Origin of the sequence: Proteus sp. fly-1013 (assembly GCF_040140245.1) — a bacterium.
Taxonomy (GTDB): domain Bacteria; phylum Pseudomonadota; class Gammaproteobacteria; order Enterobacterales; family Enterobacteriaceae; genus Proteus; species Proteus mirabilis_B.
Genome location: NZ_JBEEWD010000002.1, coordinates 175,583 through 199,379, shown reverse-complemented (window position 1 = coordinate 199,379; position 23,797 = coordinate 175,583). Strand labels below are relative to the sequence as shown.

The 23,797-nt window shown below is 39.7% G+C and carries 18 protein-coding genes; 2 read left to right on the top strand and 16 right to left on the bottom strand.

The features are described 5' to 3' along the window. Positions 1-5: 5 nt before the first annotated feature. The gene (dsdA, locus tag ABN236_RS04815; protein WP_349473498.1) at positions 6-1,334 is read left to right on the top strand and encodes a D-serine ammonia-lyase; all 1,329 of its coding nucleotides are present in this window, start codon (positions 6-8) and stop codon (positions 1,332-1,334) included. A 240-nt stretch (positions 1,335-1,574) separates the two neighbouring features. On the opposite strand, the gene ABN236_RS04810 is transcribed toward dsdA, so the two are convergent. The 16 genes from ABN236_RS04810 to sfsA all read right to left on the bottom strand — a co-directional run bounded on the left by ABN236_RS04810 (position 1,575) and on the right by sfsA (position 21,259). Next, positions 1,575-3,944 carry a TonB-dependent receptor domain-containing protein gene (locus ABN236_RS04810; RefSeq protein ID WP_349473497.1) on the bottom strand — a complete coding sequence of 790 codons (2,370 nt, stop codon included), beginning with the start codon at positions 3,942-3,944 and terminating at the stop codon, positions 1,575-1,577. A gap of 10 nt (positions 3,945-3,954) precedes the next feature. Continuing rightward, the gene (locus ABN236_RS04805) at positions 3,955-6,033 is read right to left on the bottom strand and encodes a TonB-dependent receptor domain-containing protein (protein ID WP_349473496.1); all 2,079 of its coding nucleotides are present in this window, start codon (positions 6,031-6,033) and stop codon (positions 3,955-3,957) included. 225 nt (positions 6,034-6,258) lie between these two features. Next, complete coding sequence (gene fbpC / locus ABN236_RS04800; protein ID WP_088493614.1) at positions 6,259-7,299, bottom strand: ferric ABC transporter ATP-binding protein; 1,041 nt, start codon at positions 7,297-7,299, stop codon at positions 6,259-6,261. 15 nt (positions 7,300-7,314) lie between these two features. Continuing rightward, complete coding sequence (locus ABN236_RS04795) at positions 7,315-9,393, bottom strand: ABC transporter permease (RefSeq protein WP_194951913.1); 2,079 nt, start codon at positions 9,391-9,393, stop codon at positions 7,315-7,317. A 74-nt stretch (positions 9,394-9,467) separates the two neighbouring features. Further along, positions 9,468-10,499, bottom strand: coding sequence for an ABC transporter substrate-binding protein (locus ABN236_RS04790; RefSeq protein ID WP_069368510.1), 1,032 nt, complete (start codon positions 10,497-10,499; stop codon positions 9,468-9,470). 2 nt (positions 10,500-10,501) lie between these two features. Continuing rightward, entirely contained in the window at positions 10,502-11,854 is a 1,353-nt protein-coding gene (uhpC, locus tag ABN236_RS04785; protein ID WP_227719039.1) for an MFS transporter family glucose-6-phosphate receptor UhpC, read from the bottom strand. A gap of 67 nt (positions 11,855-11,921) precedes the next feature. Beyond that, entirely contained in the window at positions 11,922-13,478 is a 1,557-nt protein-coding gene (locus ABN236_RS04780; RefSeq protein ID WP_349473495.1) for an MASE1 domain-containing sensor histidine kinase, read from the bottom strand. A 1-nt stretch (position 13,479) separates the two neighbouring features. After that, positions 13,480-14,112 (bottom strand): response regulator transcription factor, encoded by a 633-nt coding sequence (locus ABN236_RS04775; protein WP_023580792.1) that lies wholly within the window; start codon positions 14,110-14,112, stop codon positions 13,480-13,482. Positions 14,113-14,344: 232 nt separating this feature from the next. Then, on the bottom strand, positions 14,345-14,725 hold the full coding sequence (panD, locus tag ABN236_RS04770) for an aspartate 1-decarboxylase (protein WP_064719124.1): 381 nt from the start codon (positions 14,723-14,725) through the stop codon (positions 14,345-14,347). Between the two features lie 25 nt (positions 14,726-14,750). Further along, entirely contained in the window at positions 14,751-15,605 is an 855-nt protein-coding gene (gene panC, locus ABN236_RS04765) for a pantoate--beta-alanine ligase (protein ID WP_349473494.1), read from the bottom strand. A gap of 42 nt (positions 15,606-15,647) precedes the next feature. Next, positions 15,648-16,439 carry a 3-methyl-2-oxobutanoate hydroxymethyltransferase gene (gene panB / locus ABN236_RS04760; protein ID WP_349473493.1) on the bottom strand — a complete coding sequence of 264 codons (792 nt, stop codon included), beginning with the start codon at positions 16,437-16,439 and terminating at the stop codon, positions 15,648-15,650. Between the two features lie 360 nt (positions 16,440-16,799). Further along, on the bottom strand, positions 16,800-17,294 hold the full coding sequence (folK, locus tag ABN236_RS04755; RefSeq protein WP_270754202.1) for a 2-amino-4-hydroxy-6-hydroxymethyldihydropteridine diphosphokinase: 495 nt from the start codon (positions 17,292-17,294) through the stop codon (positions 16,800-16,802). After that, positions 17,287-18,894, bottom strand: coding sequence for a polynucleotide adenylyltransferase PcnB (pcnB, locus tag ABN236_RS04750; RefSeq protein WP_349473492.1), 1,608 nt, complete (start codon positions 18,892-18,894; stop codon positions 17,287-17,289). Before pcnB ends, folK begins: the two co-directional genes overlap by 8 nt. 37 nt (positions 18,895-18,931) lie before the next feature. Continuing rightward, positions 18,932-19,843 carry a tRNA glutamyl-Q(34) synthetase GluQRS gene (gluQRS, locus tag ABN236_RS04745; protein WP_349473491.1) on the bottom strand — a complete coding sequence of 304 codons (912 nt, stop codon included), beginning with the start codon at positions 19,841-19,843 and terminating at the stop codon, positions 18,932-18,934. A gap of 53 nt (positions 19,844-19,896) precedes the next feature. Continuing rightward, a complete protein-coding gene (dksA, locus tag ABN236_RS04740) occupies positions 19,897-20,352 on the bottom strand; it encodes an RNA polymerase-binding protein DksA (RefSeq protein ID WP_023580786.1) in 456 nt (151 codons plus the stop codon). A gap of 196 nt (positions 20,353-20,548) precedes the next feature. Next, positions 20,549-21,259 carry a DNA/RNA nuclease SfsA gene (gene sfsA / locus ABN236_RS04735; RefSeq protein WP_088493604.1) on the bottom strand — a complete coding sequence of 237 codons (711 nt, stop codon included), beginning with the start codon at positions 21,257-21,259 and terminating at the stop codon, positions 20,549-20,551. An 85-nt stretch (positions 21,260-21,344) separates the two neighbouring features. On the opposite strand from sfsA, the gene hrpB reads away from it, so the two are divergent. Next, the gene (gene hrpB, locus ABN236_RS04730; RefSeq protein ID WP_349473619.1) at positions 21,345-23,777 is read left to right on the top strand and encodes an ATP-dependent helicase HrpB; all 2,433 of its coding nucleotides are present in this window, start codon (positions 21,345-21,347) and stop codon (positions 23,775-23,777) included. The last annotated feature ends 20 nt before the right edge of the window (positions 23,778-23,797 follow it).

Genomic DNA, 23,797 nt, shown 5'->3' with positions numbered 1-23,797 from the left:
CGACTATGAGCCATATAGATATAAATAAATTAAAAAGTAATTTTCCACTAGTTAATGACTTAGTGGACTTAAAAGAAGTGGTTTGGTTTAACCCAAAAGTGACCACCACTGACCAGGGACTTCCATATGTTGGTTTAACACAAGATGACGTAATTGACGCACAAGCACGGTTACAACGTTTTGCACCTTATTTAGCTAAAGCATTTCCAGAAACAGCGGTTACTAAAGGGATCATCGAATCAGAAGTGATTGATATTCCTAAGATGAAAGTTGCTCTTGAAAAGCGTTATAACACCTCCATTAGCGGTCAATTGCGTTTGAAAAAGGACAGTCATCTGCCTATTTCAGGTTCAATTAAAGCACGTGGTGGAATTTATGAAGTACTGACTCATGCTGAGAAATTGGCGATTAACGCGGGATTATTAAGTACAGATGATAATTATGAAAAATTATTTTCTGATAAATTCCGTGAATTCTTTAGCCAATATAGTATCGCGGTAGGTTCAACAGGCAACTTAGGTATGTCTATTGGGATCATGAGTGCGAAATTAGGTTTTAGCGTAAGTGTTCATATGTCTGCTGATGCACGTCAGTGGAAGAAAGATAAATTACGCTCACATGGCGTGAATGTTGTTGAATATGAACAAGATTACAGTATCGCAGTAGAAGAAGGTCGTAAAGAAGCAGAGAAAGATCCTAACTGTTTCTTTATCGATGATGAAAACTCAAAAACATTATTCTTGGGTTATGCGGTAGCGGGATTACGTTTAAAACACCAATTTGAAGAACAAGGTGTTCGTGTTGATAGTGAACATCCTCTGTTTGTTTATCTGCCTTGTGGTGTTGGTGGTGGCCCTGGTGGTGTTGCTTTTGGACTAAAACTGGCATTTGGTGACGCAGTACACTGCTTATTTGCAGAGCCAACGCACTCACCTTGTATGTTATTGGGCGTTTATACCCAATTACATGAAGGCATCTCAGTACAAGAAATTGGTATTGATAACGTCACTGCCGCTGATGGTCTTGCCGTTGGTCGTGCATCAGGCTTTGTAGGTCGTGCAATGGAGCGCTTAATTGATGGTTATTACACTATTGATGACCAAGAGCTTTATGACTTACTCAGTTTATTAAATAAAGAAGAAGGGATTAAGTTAGAACCTTCGGCTTTAGCAGGAATGACAGGTGCTGTTCATGTCACTCAAGCTAAAGATTATCTGCAAGGTTTATCACTAGACAGTCAGAAAATGCAAAATGCAACGCATTTAGTATGGGCGACTGGCGGTGGTATGGTTCCTGCGGATGAAATGCAAAAATATCTCGCTCAAGGAAAATAGAGCGTAGAACGGGTGCTATCAGCTTTTGTTCTGATAGCATCTTAAAAAATAAAGGGAGTAGTACAAGTATCTCTAATTAGTATCTAAAACAATAATAGCGTAGCAATGTGTTACACCAAGTGTTACATCAAACATTCACACCAGGATGTCACACCAGGGGAAAATGTCGTAGTATTATTATAAAAAAGAGGCACCCATTGGGTGCCTCGCTTACTTTATCTCTTGTTGGATCTGTATAGATTAAAAATCAATTTTGACATTTACCCCATAATTCCGACCCGGTAATGGGGCTAAGTATTTTAATTGAGAAGATGCGGGCCTTGCTTCAGTATTGGTGAGATTATTAATAATAAAATCAACCGAAACATCTAGATTATCAAGGTGATATTTTTTACCAATACCTGCATCGACTAAAGTATAGGAAGGAAAAGTAATATCTCCACCATACATTAATCCACCACTCTCTTTCTGTTTTTTATAGTAAGTTGCGCTACTAAATGCTGTTAATTCATCATGTTGATAATTAATACTAATACCATGTTTTTCATTAGGTAAGTTTGGTAAGTAATTACCGGCAATAAACAGCTTTCTTTTACTCTTATTTTCGACAAAATCACCGAATAGTGTAAATGTAAGATTATGCTCGTGAGGCATTTCATATAAATATTTAAATTCGTATTCTAGCCCTTTAGTTTCGAGATCAGTTTCATCCCATTCCATAACGGTAACACCACCACGGCTGACACCCGTTAATCGCCTAAATTTAAAATCACTGTAGTCAGTTTTATATAAATTAAGTTTATTAGAGAAATTACCAATCTCAATAACAGATGATAATTCAATACTTTTACTTTTCTCTGTATTAAATTGACTATTACCTTGTTCTTCAATCAGATAAGCATAATGAGGTCCATGTGTATAAAGCTCATTAATTTCTGGTGCTCGATAAGAAATATTCTGTTGTAGCTTTAATGTCCATTCATCAATCGGTGTAAAAGATAATGCTAATGTATTTGCACTCGTATCAAAATCACGGTTTTGTAAATTCGAACCTTGTCCTCTACCGCTATTATAATTATCTGGAATATTAAGATGGTGCTTAGTATGGCCTTTACGGTATCCCGCAGTAATTTCAAAAGGAGATAAAGTTAGAGATTCAACCCAATATATGCCGTATTCGTTGGTTAATACACTCGGTAAATAAGCATCATAACCAGAGGTTTTTAGATCACGATAATTACCATTAACGCCAATAGCGCCATTCAATCGATTGAAAAGTGGCACATGCGCAGTTTCCAATGCTAATTGGTGATTTTTAGTCTCAAAGACTGATGATGCGATTTGACCCACTAATTCTTCGTCTTTAGATTCAGAATAAGAGTAATAAAAAGCACTGTCCCTTAAAAAAGGTGTTAAGTGTTCATGTTTTCCTTGTATATCTATCCGCCGATTATGGTTTGAAACCGAAACAGGTTTATACATTTCTCGGCTGGTTTTTGTGGTGAGATAAGCATATCCCGGTACACCGTAAGACGTCTGAAAGTCAGTAACAGATAAACCTATATAGCCTTCATCCCGAATATAAGAAAGAGATGCATTACCACTTTGGCTTTTTAGGAAACTATTTGGGATCTCTTTATTATTATTTTCAACATAATGTTTAGGGGGAGTAACATGTTCAATAGATGTAGGACTTCCGGGTTTATATTGTGAATTAGCTTCGTTATCTACATAGCCAATACCTGAAAAATAATCTTTATCTTTAAAGGTATATTTATCGTCTTCACTTAACTCATATTCAATCTTATATTTTTTCCAGAATTCACTAATATAAGGATAAGCTTCAGGATTACGACTGGTAAAAACTTTCATATCCACTTGGCATTGATCTCGTAATGCAAAGTGTTCTTTGAGTTGCTGAAAGCTGTAACAAGCCCCGGCTTTAGAATGTGTTGGAATTTTATATCTAGAGACACGCTTTGATGCACCAGAAAGATTAAAAATCCAATTTTGTTCATCACTGAATTTAATATTTGCAGAGCCACCATTACCGTTATTAGTGCTGCCATTAAATGTCACTGTACCTGAAATCGCTTTTTCTGGTAACTGTGTCATTATTCTGTCATCCCATAAATGAATAGCACCACCGCTTGTGCCACCACCATAAAAGAGGGCTTCAGAATTTTTACTGATCGATATTTCATTAATTCTATTCATATCAATGGGTATAGGCATATTTCCACTAATAAATGAAATATCATTAATTGGTAGATTATTGACTAAAATGCCGACACGGTTTCCTGATAAGCTTCGGATAACGGGTCTTGCAGCATTAGGACCAAAACCTTCGGCTTGTACTCCAGCGACTTTTGCAACGGTATTACCAATAGTATTCGTTTTTATTTGATCAAGTTGTTTTCCTTTTATTTCTTCTCGATTATTAAGTAATAAAGAAGAGAAGGTCTCTTTATTTTTTATTAGTGTACCTTTAACTTTTATTACATCGTTTGGGATTTCTTTTTCTTTGCTTTTATCTTCATGACTCTCTTTTCCATATAAAGGAGATGACAAAAGCATAAGTAAGATAATAGAGAGTTTACTTTTTTTCATGATATTTATATTAGAATGTAAGAGTAGCGCCTAAGATAATATTACGACCTGGTAAATACATTTCATCTTTAATATAAGAAGTGCTATCTTTTCCTTTCGCATCAAAGAGATTATTAATCTTGGCATACAAGGTATAATCGGTGTTATCTAAATAACCAATATATTCACTGCCTAAGCTAACTGTGTTATAAGCAACCGTAGGTGTTTCATACTCGGCTGTTTTATTCTGTTTCCCAAAATGGTCAACACTGATTTGTCCTGTTAAGTTTTCTGAAAAACTATGTTTAATATAAGTACTTAATCGATAAGTTGGTATTCTTGGTATATTTCCTTTGTTATGCAGTAAATTTGCTCTGACATAATCACCAGAAATACCAATTAAGCTGTCTTGGTTATAGTAATAATCAATATTTCCTTCTACACCTTTAAATTGTGCATCATGTTGAACATATTGTAATGAACGATAGCCATTATTTAATTCAGCTCCAGTAAATTGGCCATAAATATAATTATTTATACGGTTGTAATAGGCACTAATATTGAATTGAGTATCTCCAGTTACTTTCGTTATTCCAATATCAATATTATTTGCAGTCTCTGCAGTTAAATTAGGATCACCTTTTTCAATAGTCCGATTTGCTGCATGAACACCATTCGCGTATAGCTCTTCTGCAACGGGTAATCTTTTTGTGTGTGATAGTGATAGATTTAAAAAATAGTCTTGTGTCAAATTCCACGCTAATCCGGCAGAAACAGAAGATGCACTTTGTTTATTGTTTTTTTGAGTTTCTCTATTTAACAGTGATTGCCACTCTTGGCGAAATCCTAATTCATAGCGAAAATCACCTAATTGATATTCTTCTAATAAAAAGAGTGAGTGATTTTTTGTTTTTGTTGCGGGAACATAGGCTTCTTCTCCGTCAGCACTAAAATCACGTTGATTAAATTGCCCACCAATAACGCCATGCCAGCCTAAAATTGGTTGATGTGTAAAAGAAAACCTTAATTCATCTCCTTTATTTTTAAATTGGGTGCTGACTTCATGGCCTTCTTTTTCATCATGATGATAATCGGTTCTGGCTGCACTGAAACGTACAGATTCAATACCGGCAAATGGATTGTTTTTTTCACCACGTAGATCCCATCGTTTACTCTCCATAACAATATAAGGAATACCATGTTCATGTTGTTCATCAGGGTATTCATGATTGTGATCATGATGATGATGACCAGATAAAGGCGGGGTAATAGGTGAGTGAGTGTGATCTTCATCGTGATCGTGAAAATGAGTATGACCAGGTAACCCATATCGACGATGTTGTTCGCCATAACCAATACCAATATAACCATCATCGAAGATCCAAGATGCACCGATATTTGCAGATTGGTTATCTTGATAAGAACCGGCTAAACGGCTAGGTTCTCCTTGATGTAAAGATTCTGGTTGTTTGTAATCGCTTTGATAACGTTTAGTACCTTCAATACGCAGCGCTAAATTATCTTGCCCTAATGTTAATCCGGCTGCTCCTGTATTTCCTTTAGAAACAGAATCGTATTGATACTGTAATTCACCCTCGTAGCCTTTTTTAGGTACTGACATAGGAATTTTGCTATCAATAACATTTATTGCACCACCAATTGTTCCCCCTCCATAAAGTAATGTTGCAGGCCCTTTTAATACTTCAATACGCTGGCTTAAAAAGGGTTCACTAGTGATCGCATGATCTGCGCCAATAGATGAAACATCCATAAGCTCACTACCACTGTGTAATACCTTGACTCTATTTCCTGACATTCCACGAATAACAGGGTGTACCGAACCACCGCCAAAAAAACTGGCATGAAAACCCGGCAAGGATGTTAACGTTTCTGCAATAGATGCACTCCGATTAGCGCGTAGATCTTCTTGAGTCAGAACGGCAACGGGGATTGCCATTTTCTCTTGTGGTGTCTGTAAAGGTGTTGAATAGACCTTTAATACCTCATTATTCTGACTTTCTTTTGACTTTGTTGCAGGGACTGCATTTGCAAATAAAGAGTAACTTATTGAAATAAAAAGTGTTGTGTAGTTAAAAATAGATTTCTTCATACCATTCACCCTCCTTTGTTTATAATGTTATAACATAACATTATGTAAATATTGTAAGTAAATATAATTATCATTAGCAAGTGATGATTTTTTTAAAATAATAAAAACACTATAAGTTTTTGTAATTTAATAATAAAAAAATAAAAGAAAGGATGTAAAAAAGAAGAGGTAAAAAGGCGCCATAATGGCGCCTTGAAGATAAATAAGAAAATAGGCTAAAGATGCTTATTCTAAAATAAACATGCCATAAGGATGGATTTGCAGATAATAGCTATCGCCGACATTAGGTTGAAGTTGTGTGGCATTGACTTGTAATAGCAAAGTTTGATTTTGCCATTCCACTGTCACTTCATATTGAGGTCCCATATAAGCGACATGGACAATTTTGCATTGCTGACAAGCATCGCCTTGTTGAGATAAGGTGATCGCTTCAGGTCTAACACCGACTCTCACTTCTGTTTTAGTCGTATTAAATGTATCTGGTTTTGGTAAACGATATTGGAATATATCAACATAATCAGCGCCCAATGTCGCTGGGAATAAGTTGGCATCCCCCATAAAGCTTGCCATAAATTCAGATGCGGGTTGGCGATAAAGATTTTGCGGTGAGCCTAATTGCATTATCTTCCCTTTATTCATTACTAAAACCATATCAGAAACCGCAAATGCCTCACTTTGGTCATGGGTTACATAAAGAGATGTGATATTAAACTGTTGTTGTAACTCACGAATTTTCTCTCTCATACTACGACGTAAGTTCGCATCAAGGTTACTCAATGGTTCATCAAAAAGCAGTACTTTAGGTTTTAAAATTAACGCACGAGCTAAGGCAACACGTTGCTGTTGGCCACCAGATATTTGGTCAACAAAGCGGTCTTCAAAACCGGCTAAATCCACCAGCTCTAAGGCTTCAGAAACACGTTGTTTAATTTCAGCTTTAGGACGTCCTAGCATTTTTAAGCCATAGCCAATGTTTTCCCCCAAAGACATATGAGGGAAAAGGGCGTAAGACTGAAACACCATACAAATATCACGTTGCTGGATTGAGCGGTCAGTAACATCCTCACCATCAATAAAAATCTTACCTTCGGTCGGTTTTTCTAACCCTGCAACTAAACGTAATACCGTGGTTTTACCACAACCTGAAGGCCCTAATAATGAAACCATTTTGCCTTGTGGAATAGACAGGCTGAGCTCTTCAATAACCGTGTTTGAGCCAAAACGCTTAACGACATTTTTCAGTTCAACGAAATGTTGTTGTGTCATGATTTATACTCCGTATTACTGTGCATTTTTGGCTTTAGAGCGTGAAACACGGGCTTCGCCAATCAAATAGTCAAATAAGAAAATAATTGCCAACATCACAACGATTAAAATCGAGCCATAGGCAATTGCGACGCCGTATTCACCATCTTCAACACGGTTTAAAATATAAGCGGTGGCAACGCGAGTATCTGGTGTAACAAGGAAAACGATGGCACTGACTGTGGTAATGGCACGCACAAAGCTATAAATCAGCGCAGATAAAATAGCAGGGCGTAATAACGGTAATAGCACATAGAAAATAGTTCTCATTGAGTTCGCTCTTAAACTTAGAGAGGCTTCATCAAGCGATTTATCAATTTGTCCTAATCCCGCAATACCTGCACGTATTCCCACCGGCACATTACGCATTGTCATAGAGATAATGACAATTGCAGCCGTTCCCGTTAAGTAGAAAGGCGAGTCATTAAACGCAAGAATATAAGAGACACCTGCGACGGTTCCCGGTACAGCAAAACAAAGCATTGTCGTGAACTCGATACTTTTCTTACCTTTAAAGTCTTGGCGTACCACGATATAGGCAATTAATAGTCCTAGAATGGCTGTAATCGGTGCTGCAATACCTGCATATAACAAGGTATCTAACAACGAAGGCCATGCACCGTCACTCATTCCTTGACCAAATAGTTTGATAAAGTTGTCGAGTGTTAAGGTGTAATCAACCCCCCAGTTAACAGTGAAACTGCCGTAGAAAATACTGCCATAAAGCAGGATATTAAAGACAACCCAAATACCTAAAACAGTAGTCACAAATGCAATCAATGAAGACGGAAGAGGTTGAACGTCACCGCGATAAGATTTACCAGATACCGTGACGTAAGAGCGTTTACCAATCCACATATACTGCACACAGAACACTAATAGTGAGAAAACTAACAGTGACGCACCTAATGTACTGGCTGATTGATAATCCAGTTGAGAGCCCGTGATATAGAAGTAAATCTGTGTGGCAATAACGTCAAAGTTGCCCCCTAAAACCAGCGGGTTACTAAAGTCGGCGAGAGATTGCACAATTACAATTAAAAACGCATTGGCTAACGCGGGCTTAAGTAACGGCATAAAGACGTTAAAGAAGGTTTGATAGCGGTTAGCTCTTAAGGTGTAAGACGCTTCTTCTAATGAAGGATGAATAGTTTTTATGGCGCCATCTAAAATCATAAATGACATTGGGGTAAAGGCGAGCACTTGAGCTAACCAAATCCCTGTAAAACCATATAACCAGTTGGTATTTTCAAGTCCTGCGTAAGTGGCGAGAAACTCTGTCACATAGCCAGAGCGTCCCATCATTAAAGTCACCCCTAAACCGACAACAAAAGGAGGCGTAACGATAGGTAAGATAGAAAATACACGACCAATAATGGCAGAACGTACCGCAATACGAGACGTATAAATTGCCAGAATTAAACCAAAGAAAGTACAACCGATACCCACTGCGATAGAGAGCACAATAGAGTTGAGCATCACTTGCACAATATGAGCTTGGCTTAAAATAGCGATAAACTCAAAAGGTGCAAAATTGCCCGCGCTATCTTTAAACATCGGAATAAAAATAGCGATACTTGGGAAGATGATAAAGGCACCAATCAGTGCAACAACGGCGATTAAAGAGCCAATAACAAAGCTATCACCACCCAGCCATTCAAGGCGTGTTAAGGCGGTTTTCATGATCATTCCCAGAGAAATAAAGAGGATGATCGCAGAATAACCTAAACCACGTCCTTCGAGGGTAGCACTAACGATTGCAATAAATGCACAAAACAGCGCAAAACCTGCATCAAAATAGTGGCGAGAGCGATTTTCACGCTTAGGGGCAGTTAATGGGCGAAATAACAGTAAACTCGGTAATAAAAACCAGAGCCAACTGATATTAACGCTACTCCAGCCGTAAGAGGTGAGTAATTCATCTGCGGTAGAATCTAAAAGACCGTAATCAAGGCTCCATGACGGCAGTAAAGCAAATGCCATCCATGCAATTAGGATCCATAAAAATATGGGATCCCGCCTCTTTTTTTCAGGTAAAGCGAGTGTGTGAGACATAAATCCCCCGAGAGTAAATGTATTTATTATTATGAGAAAAAGAGAGCGAGAGGTTATCTCGCTCTGTTAATGAGCTATTTACCCATTTTTACTTCGGTAACCCACTTATTAATCAGCTCTTTACGCACTTCGCTATCGCCATATTTATCCATGTCGTAGTTAATGAGTTTTAAGTCTGATAATTTCAGTGCCATTGGTGAAGATTCAGCCGAGGTATTGGTTAGAATTTGGTAAGATTTACCTTCTTTCCAGCTAATTTCCTGAGCTTCTTTTGAGAGAGTCCAATCTACGAATAATTTTGCGTTATCCATATTGCGGGCATTTTTAATGATACTCACACCACCGATTTCATAGCCAGTACCTTCACAAGGTGAAATCAATTCAAGTGGAGCGCCATTTTCAACTTCTAATGAGTAGTCATGTAAGAAACCAATACCAATAGCGGCTTCACCACGAGCTGCATTTCGTGCTGGAGCAATACCTGATTTGGTGTATTGAGAAATGTTGGTATTGATTTTCTTCAGATAATCAAAGGCTTGTTCAGTGCCCCATAATTGGTCAAAGGTTGCCAGTGCAGTGTAAGCTGTACCTGAGCTTTGTGGATCAGCGATTTGAATTTCACCTTTATATTCAGGTTTAATTAAATCTTTCCAGCACGTTGGAATTGCGATGCCTTTTTCTTTTAAACGATCTTTATTGACGCCAAAACCTAAAATACCGACATAAACCGCAGAAGAGTAGTTCCCTTTGCGTTTCGCGGGATCACGGAATTGTGGCATGATTTGATCGAGGTTAGGAGAAACATAAGGCTCTAGTAGATCCATTTCACCCGCTTGTGAGTGAGGGTCCATTGTACCGCCATACCAAACGTCAGCTTGTGGATTACGTTTTTCAGCTTCGATTTTAGCTAAAGTACTTCCTGAACCATTACGAACGAAGGTCGTTTTAACATCATACTTTTCGGCAAAAGCTTTTGTTTCAGCTTCACACATTGCATTTGTCGCACTACAGTAAACTACTAAGCGACCAGCTGCATTTGTTGATAAGCTAACCGCAGAAAGAGCCAGACCAGCAGCAACGAGTGTAGAGAGGGTTTTCAATTTCATGTTCAGAACCTTTTAAATGTGTCGTCATCGGAAAATGAAAGTGGGCGAACTAAATGCTCTTGTTTGCTAACATCAGCAATCAACAACGGCATTAGTAAGAGTCCCATTAAGGCCGCAGCACTGGTTAATAATGCAAACATTCCAGTCCAACCATAATGCGCCATGACCTGACTTAATGGCCAACCTGCCATTGCTGCCCCTAAATAGGCAAACAATCCCAAGTAGCCAGTTACCGTGCCTGCTGCATTTTTATGGCAATATTCTGTTGCAGCAAGCCCGATTAACATCTGTGGTCCGAACACAAAAAAACCGATACTAAAAAAACAAGCTGCGAGCAAAGCATAATGATGAATTGGAATTAACCAAAGTGCTGTTACTGCGGTAAAAAGCCCGAGTGAAAACAGCAATATCATTGGTGCTCGTTGGCCACGGAATAATAAATCCGAGCCCCAGCCTGAACATAACGCCCCGAGTAAGCCACCCACTTCAAACAAAGAGAGAATGGCATTAGCACTCAATAAGTTGGCGCCATGTGTTTCTGATAACCAGATATTTCCCCAATCGTTAATCGCCATACGTATGAGATAAACCAAAATATAGGAAAAACCCAGTAACCAAATCATTCGGTTAAATAAAATGGTCTCTTTCAAAATAGTTAGCATAGGTTTAGGGGGAGATGACTGCTCTTGACGTAATTCAAAAACATCGCGCCGCCACACACCCACAGTAGGAAGCCCTTCCTCTGCGGGAGTACCTTTTAATCGTACACACAACCACAACCCGATGATGATGCCGATAATACCGGGAACAAGCAGTGCGACTTGCCAACTATAATGCGTCGCTAGCCACGCAGTTAAAATGGGAAGACTCATCCCGCCAAGGTTGATTGAGATATTCCATAATCCCCACCAGAAACCGCGTTCATTGCGTGAATACCAGTGTGTTAACAACCTTGCACAAGGCGGCCAACCAAAGCCTTGAAAGAAACCATTTAGTGCCCAGACCAAAAGCAGCGCGGGAAATGAAAGACAATAGGCAAAAATAATATTCATAATGCCTGTCATGACTAATCCCACACCCATAAACCAACGGTATCCCCATTTATCATGGAAAATACCGGAAACAAATTTAGATAAACCGTAAGTGAGATAAAAAAGGCTGGCTATCCAACCGATATCTCCTTTATCTAAATTCAATTCAACCTGCATAACGGGCATGACAAAGTTGACGCTTTTACGTGTGAGATAGAAAGTGGCATAACCGATAATCATCGACAGCATTAAATTTTTGCGCCAAAAATTATAGGTCTTATTAATTGATGCCGAATTTTTACCTGACATAACATCCTCTTTGATGTTGCAAATGTAAAAAAAATGTCGCGAAAAAGAATGAGATAAGGTTGTAGATGACTAAGACTTATTCTTAGTTTTCACTGTTTTCTTTTGAATTTGTGGGTAAGTTAACAATTATTTTCGTACCGTGATGGTTAATCACTTCCCATTCTCCGCCTAAAGCGCGAATGCGTTCTTCTATGCCGCGTAACCCAAAGCCACTACCTTGTTGTGCTGATAATGATGTCGGCAACATACCAACGCCATTGTCACTAATAATTAGCCGTAAACGATTTTGATTTTGAGTCAGTGAGACTTGGATATAGGTTGCATTAGCATGCTTACTAATGTTGTTTAACAGCTCTTGCACCAAACGGTAGAGGGTAAAAATAATGGTTTCGTTTTCAGGCTCTTTATCTAACGAGTAATTAAAATTGCAGGTAATGCCGTTGTCATCAAAAGCAAACTCATTGATTAAATGATGAAGGGCTTTTTCAAGCGACATCTCCTCCAAAACAGGAGGGCGTAATTGTCGGAGTAGTTGACGTGTGGATTGATGAATTTGTAGGGCGAGCCGTTCAATTTGCTCTCCGGTTTGGCGTGTTTTGTCGTTATCCGCAGTTCTTTTGATTAGCATTGATTGAATTTGGATCGCCGTAATATTCTGCCCAATTTCATCATGCAATTCGCGAGCAATGGCTTTTTTAACGTCCTCTTCGGTATGAACCAGTTTTTCCATTAGATCACGACGAGCTTGTAACTCTTGTTCTAGGCGTAAACGGTAATGACGTAAATTATGAGCAAGTTGCTGTTGGCGACTAATCGCAATCCCTAAGCCAATACCGATAATGGCTTGTGTGGTTAAGAACATTTCTAACTCACGCAAATCATTAAAAGCGCCATTAACTTGGCGAGCAAAAGTAATAATCAAACTGCCTAACAGTGCGGATAAAACGCCACCTTGCCAGCCATAACGATAAGCCATAAAGACATTAGGAATAAACACAAGGATAACTAATAAGCGCTCTATTTCGGGGGTTAAGAAAAACTGAGCACTTAACCCGATCAGGCAAAATAGAAATCCCCACATCAGCAAAGACGTTCTTAACGGAGGATCGGGAGTACCATCAGAGACTAAGGCGCGACTTTGTAATTCACGAAGATATTCATAAAGTAAAAAGACAAAAGGCGCGAGTAATATGCCGCCCGTTACCGATGTGAGGAAAATCCCGCTGGTGGTATTAATAAAGAAACCGAGAATAAAGGCTTGTAGTAGGCTATTAAAACCTACGGCACCAATTAATAGGGTTAAGCGTTGCCAATAAAGAGGATATCGCCACCAAATACGCTGAACTTCTAGCGCAACAACGAGGCTTAGTATTGGAGACAGATAAATAATGGTGTGGGTAATTAATTGCTCTTGCGCCAACCAGTAATAAAGCCCCCATTCTGCAAATAACATCGGAAGCCAAAAGCGACGCCAGAGTAAAATTATCAGGGCTAGTCGTAGACCTTGGGGTAAGAAAAGGGCAGCTTGTTGCCCATTTTTACTTAAATAGAAGCCAATCACCCAAAGTGATAGCCAAAGTAAAGAGTAGGTGAGTAATAAAAAGAGGGATTGAAGAAGAAAACGCAGTCCTCTTTTCATATTACAGCGAGCCTGTGATCAACTGATTCTTTAAGGCGAAATGAACTAAATCGATGGTGGTTTCACAGCCTAATTTACCCAGTACATTGGCTCGATGAACGTGTACGGTTTTATGGCTAAGATTAAGTTGTACGGCAATAGTTTTGACATTAACACCTTGAACTAACAGATTAAAGATCTCTCTTTCACGAGGTGTTAAAGTATGTAGTGCATCTTCTTTTTCAGGTGTTTGTCGCAATGCTTTCATGGCATCAGAACAGAGATAACAACCACCTTGATGTACAGCGCGTACCGCTTGTACTAACTCTTCAGGGCCGCAACGTTTGGTTAAATAACCACGAGCACCAGAGTCTAGCGCACTTTGAACAAAGGCTGGGGTGTCATAGATACTTAAAATAATAGTTCGAAAATCAGGGCGCTTTTGTTTTAAACGGCTTTGGAGTTGTAGACCACTTTCGCCGGGCATAGAGAGATCCATAACGGCAACATCAATATCGTCATGTGCTAAATAAGGCCATGCTTCTTGCCCATTAGAATATTCACCCACGATGTGAATATCGGGTTCTAGCATGAGGAGTTGTGCAAAACCAGAACGCACAACAATGTGATCATCTACTAAAGCAACTTTTATCATAATTTTTTATTAGTCAGAGAGTAGTCAGACAATACTTATATGATTTATAACAAGCTACAGAAAGATAAGCGAGGAAAAATGGAGAAGAAACCCGGTTTTGAACCTTATATCTCGTTTTTATCAAGGTGAATCGTGACAAGCAAGTAATAACAATAGGTTATTTATTGTTCTTGTTATTATTTCCCATAAGCAGGGAACCTCTGCCTATGGGAAGTGGACAATATTTTATTGATTAAGCAACTTGAACAGGCACCGCTTTGGCAATGCGCTTCATTTCATTGTTGTCTTCAAAATATGCAATATTTGGCTTATGGCTACGCGCATCGCTGTCAGGAATTTGTACATAAGAGCAAATAATTAAGCGATCACCAACGGCGGCACGACGAGCGGCAGCACCGTTGACAGAAATAATTCGTGAACCTCTTTCTGCACAAATGGCATAAGTTGAAAAACGTTCGCCATTATCAACGTTATAAATATCGATCGCTTCATTTTCAAGAATACCTGCGGCATCCATAAAATCCTGATCAATTGCACAAGAGCCTTCATAATGAAGATCGGCTTGTGTCACTTTTACGCGATGAAGTTTGCCTTGTAACATAGTGCGTAGCATTGTTGTGTTTCCTATATTCTAATAATTAAGACACTAGATTAACTTGCTGGTTATCGATAAGGCGTGTATTACCCAGCCATGCCGCCATTAAAACAACGGCTCGACGGCTTTCTTCACTTAATGGTGTGAGTGTATCTGCATCACAAATAAAGCACTCATCTGTACGAAAACCCTGCTGCTCTAAGGTGTTTTTTGCATTTTGCAGTAACTGATTAACATCATGATCACCCGACTTTAATTGTTCTGCGATTTCTTGCATCGCTTGATAAAGTGCAGGGGCTTGTTGTTTTTCGCTATCAGATAATAGGCGATTGCGCGAACTGAGCGCTAAACCATTTTTGTCACGAACGATAGCAACAGGAACGATGCTGATATCCATACATAAATCACTTACCATCTTTTTGATAATTTGCAGTTGTTGGAAGTCTTTTTCTCCAAACATCGCAACATCAGGTTGTACAAGATTGAAAAGCTTACTGACAACCGTTGTGACACCACGGAAATGACCAGGACGGCTTGCACCTTCTAATACGGTAGATAATACAGGCACATCAACGGTGGTTTGGTTTTCCATACCGTGTGGATACATCTCTTTCGCTGAAGGTGCAAAGATAATATCGACATGTTTATCACGTAGTAACTCGCAATCTTCTTGCAACGTGCGCGGGTAGTTTGCTAAATCCGCTTCTCTATCAAATTGAAGTGGATTCACAAATATAGACGCTATCACGACATCCGCGTGAATACGGGCTTCTTCAATTAGTTTTAGGTGACCTTCATGAAGATTACCCATTGTTGGAACCAATGCAATGCGTTTACCTTCTTGCTTTAATCGCTTGATTTCTCTGCGTAAGATAAGCGTAGTTTCAATAATTAGCATGGCGTGACTCCTTTAAACGATATTGATAATTAAGATAATAAATCAGTTAAACGAATGTTTTTCTTCGGGAAACAGACCTTGTTCAACTTGTTGAACATAAAGGCTGACAGCACCTTTTAATGATCCTGCTTCTTGTAAAAAATCTTTTGAGAATTTAGGTGCTTGGGGAGTTAAACCCAATAAGTCATGCATCACAAGAATTTGCCCATCAGTAACATTACCCGCGCCAATACCAATAACAGGCATTGTTAATACGTCTGTAATTGTTTTCGCTAGAGTAACAGGAACACATTCCAATACCGCCAATTGAGCACCTGCATTTTCAAGAGCGATAGCATCTTGTTTTAATTGTTCGGCTTCATCGTGCCCTCTACCTTGGACTTTGTAACCCCCGAAAACATTAACTGACTGGGGCGTTAATCCTAAATGGATGCAGACAGGAACTGCACGCTCGGCCAGCATTTTAACGGTAGGAATTAACCAGCTTCCACCTTCAATTTTCACCATGTTGGCACCCGCTTGCATCAAAATGCCAGCATTAAGGCAAGCTTGTTCAGGTGTTGAATAAGACATAAAGGGCATATCAGCAATTAAGAAGGCATTAGGTGCGCCTGCTCTTACACAGCGGGTGTGATAGGCAATTTGCTCAACAGTAACGGGTAGCGTGCTGTTATGACCTTGTAATGTCATTCCTAACGAATCACCAATCAGCATGGCTTGAATACCTTCTTGTGCAAAAAGGCGGGCAAAACTTGAATCGTAAGCGGTGATGGTGGCGAATTTTTTCTTTTCTTGCTTATAGCGATTTAGCGTTGAAAGCGTAGTGGGTTTCATTGTAACAAACTCCATCATTGTCGTTTTTTTGTGTGTAGATAAAATTAATTACTTCACATAATTGTTTGTTTATTAAAGAAAATATTGGATTATCAAAATAAAGCCGCTTTCGATTGTAGCATTTAAGGACTAAAAACGAAGAAAAAGTAACTAAATGAGTAATAAAAAATAACAAATGATAATTTTTATTTATATTCATCAATTGGTTATATGTGAAAAATAAATATAGAAAAGCTTAGATATTGAGGCGGTAAGGGACGTTTGAAAAATTGAGGGAAAGCAAAGGAGAAGAGATAGGCTGATACTGTTTATGTTTTTTGCAGTATCAACCTTTAGCATTAAGAGCGTATTAGTGTGAAGTTACCACTTTTCCATGCCATTTTCAGGCACTAACGCCAGTCTATCTGCTAATAACTCACCATCAGGAAAGCGAAGATCAGGTGCTAATTCAGCTAATGGATAAAGCATAAATTCACGTACTTTAAGTCCGTAATGAGGTACGGTTAATCGCTCGGTTTGGATCACGTCATCACCAAATAACATAATATCAAGATCAAGCGTTCTTGGTCCCCAACGATTACCTTCTTTTCTAACACGACCTTGCGCCAATTCAATCGCTTGAGTGTTATCAAGTAACTCTTCTGGCGCTAATGTTGTATCAATCGCAACAGCGACATTTAGGTAATCAGGCTGATCTTGAGGTCCCATTGGGCGAGTACGATACCAAGATGATTGTGCAATCAATGTTGTTTGTGGGATCTCACTGATTGCTTTAATCGCTGAATTCACCTGATCGTCAGGTGAATTCAAATTACTTCCCAGAATGATATAAACACGTTTCTTCTGTTTATTCATTGGTGCTCTCTTGTCTAGATGCAGGTTTTGCACTTGGATGACGAGGGCGTTTACGTGGACGCGGACGTTTGCGAACAGGTGCTTGACCTAATTCAGATACCATTGAACGCTGTTGCGTATTGTTAGACGCTTGGAAATCAGCCCACCAACTTGCTAACGCTTCAAGCTCTGGATTGTGTTGTACATTGGCACGTAATTCCAGTAAATCGAACGCTGCACGGAATTTAGGGTGCTCAAGTAATTTATTCGCACGACGGCCTTGGCGTTTAGGTAAACGTTGCTGTAATTGCCAGATATCACGCATTGTTGTGGTAATACGTTTTGGTATCGCAATAGTACGGCATTGCTCATCTAAAATATCGTTCATTGCCATAGAGAAAGAGTCATAGTAAGAAAGACCACTTTCTTGGACTAATTTTTCGGCATGTTCAATTAATGGATACCACAACATTGCTGCAAATAAGAACGCCGGATTGACTCGCATCTCTTTATTAATGCGATAGTCTGTATTTTTGAGAACTTGATCTAACATTCTCTCCATCGGCGTATCATGTTGCCCCGTCATTTTAGAAGCAATCAGCGGAAACAGTGGCTCAAGTAATTGATGGCGGCACATTAACTTGTAAGTTTTGTAGCCTTGCCCTGTTTGTAATAATTTTAGTGACTCTTCAAAAAGGCGAGCCGATGGAATATTACGTAATAAAGGGGCGAGTCTGCCAATTGGCTCTGCGGTTTCAGGCGCAATTTGCATATCCAATTTGCTGGCAAAGCGAATGGCTCTAAGCATTCTGACGGGATCTTCGCGATAGCGCGTTTCAGGATCGCCAATTAAGCGAATAATACCCGCTTTTAGATCCGATAAACCGCCAACGTAATCACGTACAGCAAAATCATCAACACCGTAATAAAGGCTGTTTAATGTAAAGTCACGACGAATGGCATCTTCTTCAATTGAGCCAAAAATATTGTCACGCAGTAACATGCCGCTTTGTGCTTGCTGAGATTGGTTATTGTCTGAAACCTCATGATCTTCATGAGAGCCGCGGAAAGTCGCAACCTCGATCACTTCAGGGCCAAACATAATATGAGCAAGACGGAAACGACGACCGACTAAACGGCTGTTGCGGAATAATCGACGTACATCTTCAGGTGTTGCATTAGTGGCAATATCAAAATCTTTTGGTTTTTTTCCCAGTAATAAGTCACGGACACCACCACCCACTAAATAAGCCTGAAAGCCTGAGTTGTTGAGGCGATAAAGCACTTTTAATGCATTATCACTGATGTCTTTACGTGAAATTGGGTGTTGATCTCTTGGGATCACAGTCATTGGCAAATCACTCCCGTTCGCCTTTTCTTTATTACTCTTTTTTTTACGGGGACGGTCTGCGGATATAGCAGGACGCCGACGCACAGGTTTCTGTGTTTCTTGTATTGGTCGGTCAGATGCAGTGACTGGCCTTTCACTTGCTACCGGTTGTGTGTCTGATGACGTTGTTTGTCGCCCTAGCAGATTACGGCAGAAATGTGCTACTCGATTAAAAATATGACACCTCGAATAATAAATTCTAATAATTAAAAAAATTAAGCGGCTAATCATAGCCTACTGAACATTTTTTGAGAATGCTTTGTGTGGTTTATTCATACCCTTGTTGCTGATGATTTTGTTTTAAAATCTCAGAAGGTGACCACTGTGCAGTCGCAATCTCTAACAATGATGCTAACGAATAATCTTGCCAACCCGCAATAATAGGCTGATTGAGAAACCGTAAAGCATCGATAATGACGGGTCTTGGATCAGTATCTGGCAACGCATGCGCGTGATTTTGTTTTGATAATTTATTACCGTCATGATTTATTGCTAAAGGTAAATGAGCATAACGCGGAATAGGTAAATTCAGTTGTTTATGTAAACTGATTTGTCGCAACGTGGGATCAAGTAGATCAGCACCTCTAACAACTTCGGTTACACCCTGATAACTATCATCAATTACCGTCACTAGATTATACGCAAATAAGTTATCTTTTCTGTGGATAATCATATCTTCTAACACGATAGACGTACTCTTTGAATAATATGTACCTTGAATAACATCTTCAAAATGATAAACAGGATGCTGTTGGATCAACCTCCATGCACTCTCTTTATCAAAAGGAGTCACATTATTGGTGAGTGGCTCACGGTGACGACAGTGGTTATCATACACGCCCCCTAAGTCATGTAAACGATGACGGCTACAATGACAATGGTAGCAAACACCTTCTTTCCAAAGAGTGTGTAAAATTTCACGGTAAGCATCATGGCGTTGCGATTGATAGAGGATCTCTTTATCCCAGAACAAACCATAATGTTCTAATGTGCGAATAATTTGGGATGCAGTACCGGGAGGTTCTCTAAGAGGGTCGATATCATCGATGCGTAGAAGCCAACGCCCGTGGTGTGCGCGAGCTTGAAGATAACTGCCAAGTGCAGTAACCAATGAGCCAAAATGAAGTTGACCCGTTGGCGATGGCGCAAAGCGCCCAATATAGTCTGTAATCTCGTGCATCGAAAGATTCAGATGAACGCCTCAACGTATTAGGTCGAGGCGTTTGCTCATTATTAGCCAGCCATCTGCTTTTCACGGATTTCAGCTAATGTTTTACAGTCGATACATAAATCGGCTGTAGGACGAGCTTCTAAACGGCGAATACCGATTTCCACTCCACAAGATTCACAGAAACCAAAGTCATCATCTTCGACTTTTTTCAGTGTTTTCTCGATTTTCTTAATGAGTTTACGTTCACGATCACGGTTACGCAGCTCAAGACTGAATTCTTCTTCTTGTGCAGCACGGTCAACGGGATCGGGGAAGTTTGCCGCCTCATCTTGCATATGAGTAACGGTGCGGTTGACTTCATCCCTGAGCTGATTGCGCCAAGATTCAAGTATTAGCTTAAAATGCGCTAATTGGGCTTCGTTCATGTACTCTTCGCCCGCTTTTTCCTGATATGGCTCAACGCCAGCAATAGCGAGAATGCTCATGGACGATGTTTTACGCTTTTGCCCTTCTTGCATAATGCTTCTCCTACATACGCATTTCTGAATAATCCCCACCTTCAAAACAGGAAGGGGAAAAAATAGGGCGCTATAAATAGCAGATGCCCGCGAGGATAGCAATTATTCCTTCAATAAGTTTTCTCATGGTGTGAAGGCACGCAAGTAAATGTCCCTTTTTAGTTAAAAAATGCTTAACTAATACCACGGTTTCAAATTAACTATTTGAAATAAAAGGTAATTGCTGTCCAATTGTTAAATTGTATTCACTAATATTGATGCGATAACACAAGATTTCAACCCCTGCATCACTGGCTTCTTTTAGCAGTGAAGCATAGGCTGGGTCAATCTCTTTAGCAACAGTCACTTCCGTAATCCCAGTATGGGGAACTGCGTAGAATAAGACAGCCCTTAAACCCAATTTTGCGATAGCCGTCAACTCTCGAAGATGTTTCTGACCGCGTTCTGTCTTTGCATCAGGGAAATAGCCCATACCGTTGTCTAGCAAGGTGACTGACTTCACTTCAATATAACAGTCAACTTTATGATTTGATTTAAGTAAAATGTCAATACGGCTGTTCTCACTACCGTATTTCACTTCTCGTTTTATCTCGTCATACTCAGATAATTCTGGAATGTCACCCGCCTCAATAGCATCAGCAATAATTCCATTCGCTCTTAAGGTATTTACACAAATCCAATCATCGGTTTGAGTTTGAGTCAGTTCCCAACTATGCGGATATTTTCTTTTTGCATTTGAAGAGGTGGAGTACCAAACGGTATCACCGGGTGTCGCACATCCCGTCATTGCACCTGTGTTGGCGCAATGGAGCGTGAATTCTTCCCCATTTGGGGTAACAACGTCTGCTAAAAAACGCTTATATCGTTTTAGTAAAGTGGCAGATTGTAGCGGTTGCTCAAATTTCATGACGACTCCGATGAAAATACGACCTTTAATAAAGCGCTAATGCTACAATGCCTAGCCAAGAAAGTTAATGAGCCATGGAGCCTGTGTGCATTTATTGCCAATCTTTGATGTAACAGAAAAAATCGTTACTGCATTAAAACAATCCCCACAAGTTTTGCTTCATGCACCCACTGGTGCAGGTAAATCCACGGCGCTTCCGCTCTATTTGCTGGAGCAAAATTGCTTTGATGGCAAAATCATTTTATTAGAGCCAAGACGAATTGCCGCTAAAAGTATTGCTTACCGTTTAGCCAGTCAATTAAATGAAGATGTTGGAAATACGGTAGGCTATCGAATGAAGGCGGAAAGCAAAGTCAGTTCACAAACTCGACTCGAAGTGGTAACAGAAGGAGTACTAAACCGAATGTTACAGCAAGATCCTGAGTTGGCTGGCGTAAGCCTAGTGATTTTAGATGAATTTCATGAACGTAGTTTGCAGGCAGATTTAGCACTGGCTCTATTGCTTGATGTACAGATGGGGTTACGTGATGATTTGCGTGTTTTGATTATGTCTGCAACCTTAGATAACCAAAAACTCACTTCACTATTACCAGATGCCCCCATGATCAGTGCTCAAGGGCGCAGTTACCCCGTCGAAAGAGTGTATTCTCCTATCAGTACGCATCAACCTTTTGAACAAGAAATTGCCACAATGGCGTTGCGATTATTAGCACAAGAAACCGGTTCTATGTTGATATTCTTGCCGGGTAGTGCAGAGATAGTGCGTGTTGCAGAAATACTAAAAGATAAAGTAGATAACAATGTTTTGCTATTTCCGCTTTATGGTGCGCTTTCATTAGCAGAACAACAAAAAGCGATTGAGCCGACAGAAAAAGGCTATCGAAAAGTCGTCCTTGCCACCAATATTGCAGAAACCAGTCTGACTATTGAAGGTATTCGCTTGGTTCTTGATAGTGCTATTGAAAAACGAGCTCAATTTGATTTGAAAAGCGGTGTCACTAGTTTATTGCGCCAAAGAATTAGCCAATCATCACAGACACAAAGAGCTGGACGAGCAGGACGTCTTGAGGCTGGTATTTGCTGGCATTTAATAAGCCAAGAGCAGGCTGAGCGTGTTGCTTCTCACCAAATACCTGAAATTTTAAGTAGTGATTTATCGTCGTTATGGCTTTCTGTTTTGCAGTGGGGTTGTCGCGACATTAATCAGTTGAATTGGTTGGATAAGCCAACACCTCAAGCATTACATGCCGCTCAAGATTTATTGTATCGTTTAGGTGCAATAGATAAACAAGGTGGATTAACTGCACGAGGCTCGCGCATGGCGCAATGGGGCATAGAGCCTCGACTCGCTGCTATCTTAGATTATGCAAGTGAGCAAAGTGACAATCATCTTGCGACGGCAGCACGCTTATGTGCAATCTTAGAAGAGCCGCTCCGAGGACAAGAAATTAATCTGGAGTGGATTGCTCAACAAAAAAACACCTTCTGGACACGACGTGAAAAACAGCTTTCTCAACACCGGAAAGGGACGTTTTGCCCTGAATTATTAGGTTTATTATTAGCGGTTGGATTTCCTGATAGGATTGCTAAAAATCGAGATAATCAAGGTCGTTTTCGTTTAGCGAATGGGCAAGGTGCCATGATGGAACATTCGCACTCAATAAGTGATACACCGTGGATCTTAGCACCATTATTACTACAAAATGTGCATTATGCTGATGTCCGCATTTTATTAGCACTACCGATTAATATCGATGAAATATCAGCTACTTTTCCAGAGCTTATTGAAAATAATACGACTGTTGAATGGGATGAAAAACGCGGTACGTTGGTCGCATGGCAACAACGCCAATTAGGGCGATTAACCTTAAGCCAGCGCCAATTAGACAAACCCAATAAACAGCAAATGCAGCAAGCATTATTGAATTGGCTGAGAGATAACGGTTTAAATGCTTTAGCACTGAATGAAGAAACTCAACAGCTTTTTATACGCCTTTCTTTGGCAAAAAAATGGTGCCCAGAAGCCTTATTACCTGATTTAGAAGAAACGGTGTTACTTGAAACGTTAGAAACATGGTTATTGCCTGAACTGGGAGAAGTTCAGACATTAAAAGCGTTACAACAAGTTGATATTAATACGATTATAAAAAACCAATTAACATGGCATGAAAATCAGTTGCTTCAAAGCTTATTTCCGACGCATTATTTGGCGCCAACAGGCACAAAAGTGATTATCAACTATGATTTGGAGTTACCTCCTGTGATCGCTATCCGCATTCAAGAGGTTTATGGCGAACAGCAAAGCCCTATTGTGGCGAATGGTCAATTACCCGTTGTGATGGAGTTATTATCACCAGCTCATCGACCTATTCAGAAAACACAAGATTTGGCGACATTTTGGGCAGGAAGTTATAAAGAGGTGCAAAAAGAGATGAAAGGGCGTTATCCCAAGCATTTATGGCCTGACTCACCCGCAGATACCGCACCCACACGGCGAGTAAAAAAATATAGCCAATAAATGAATATTAGTTTTACCCT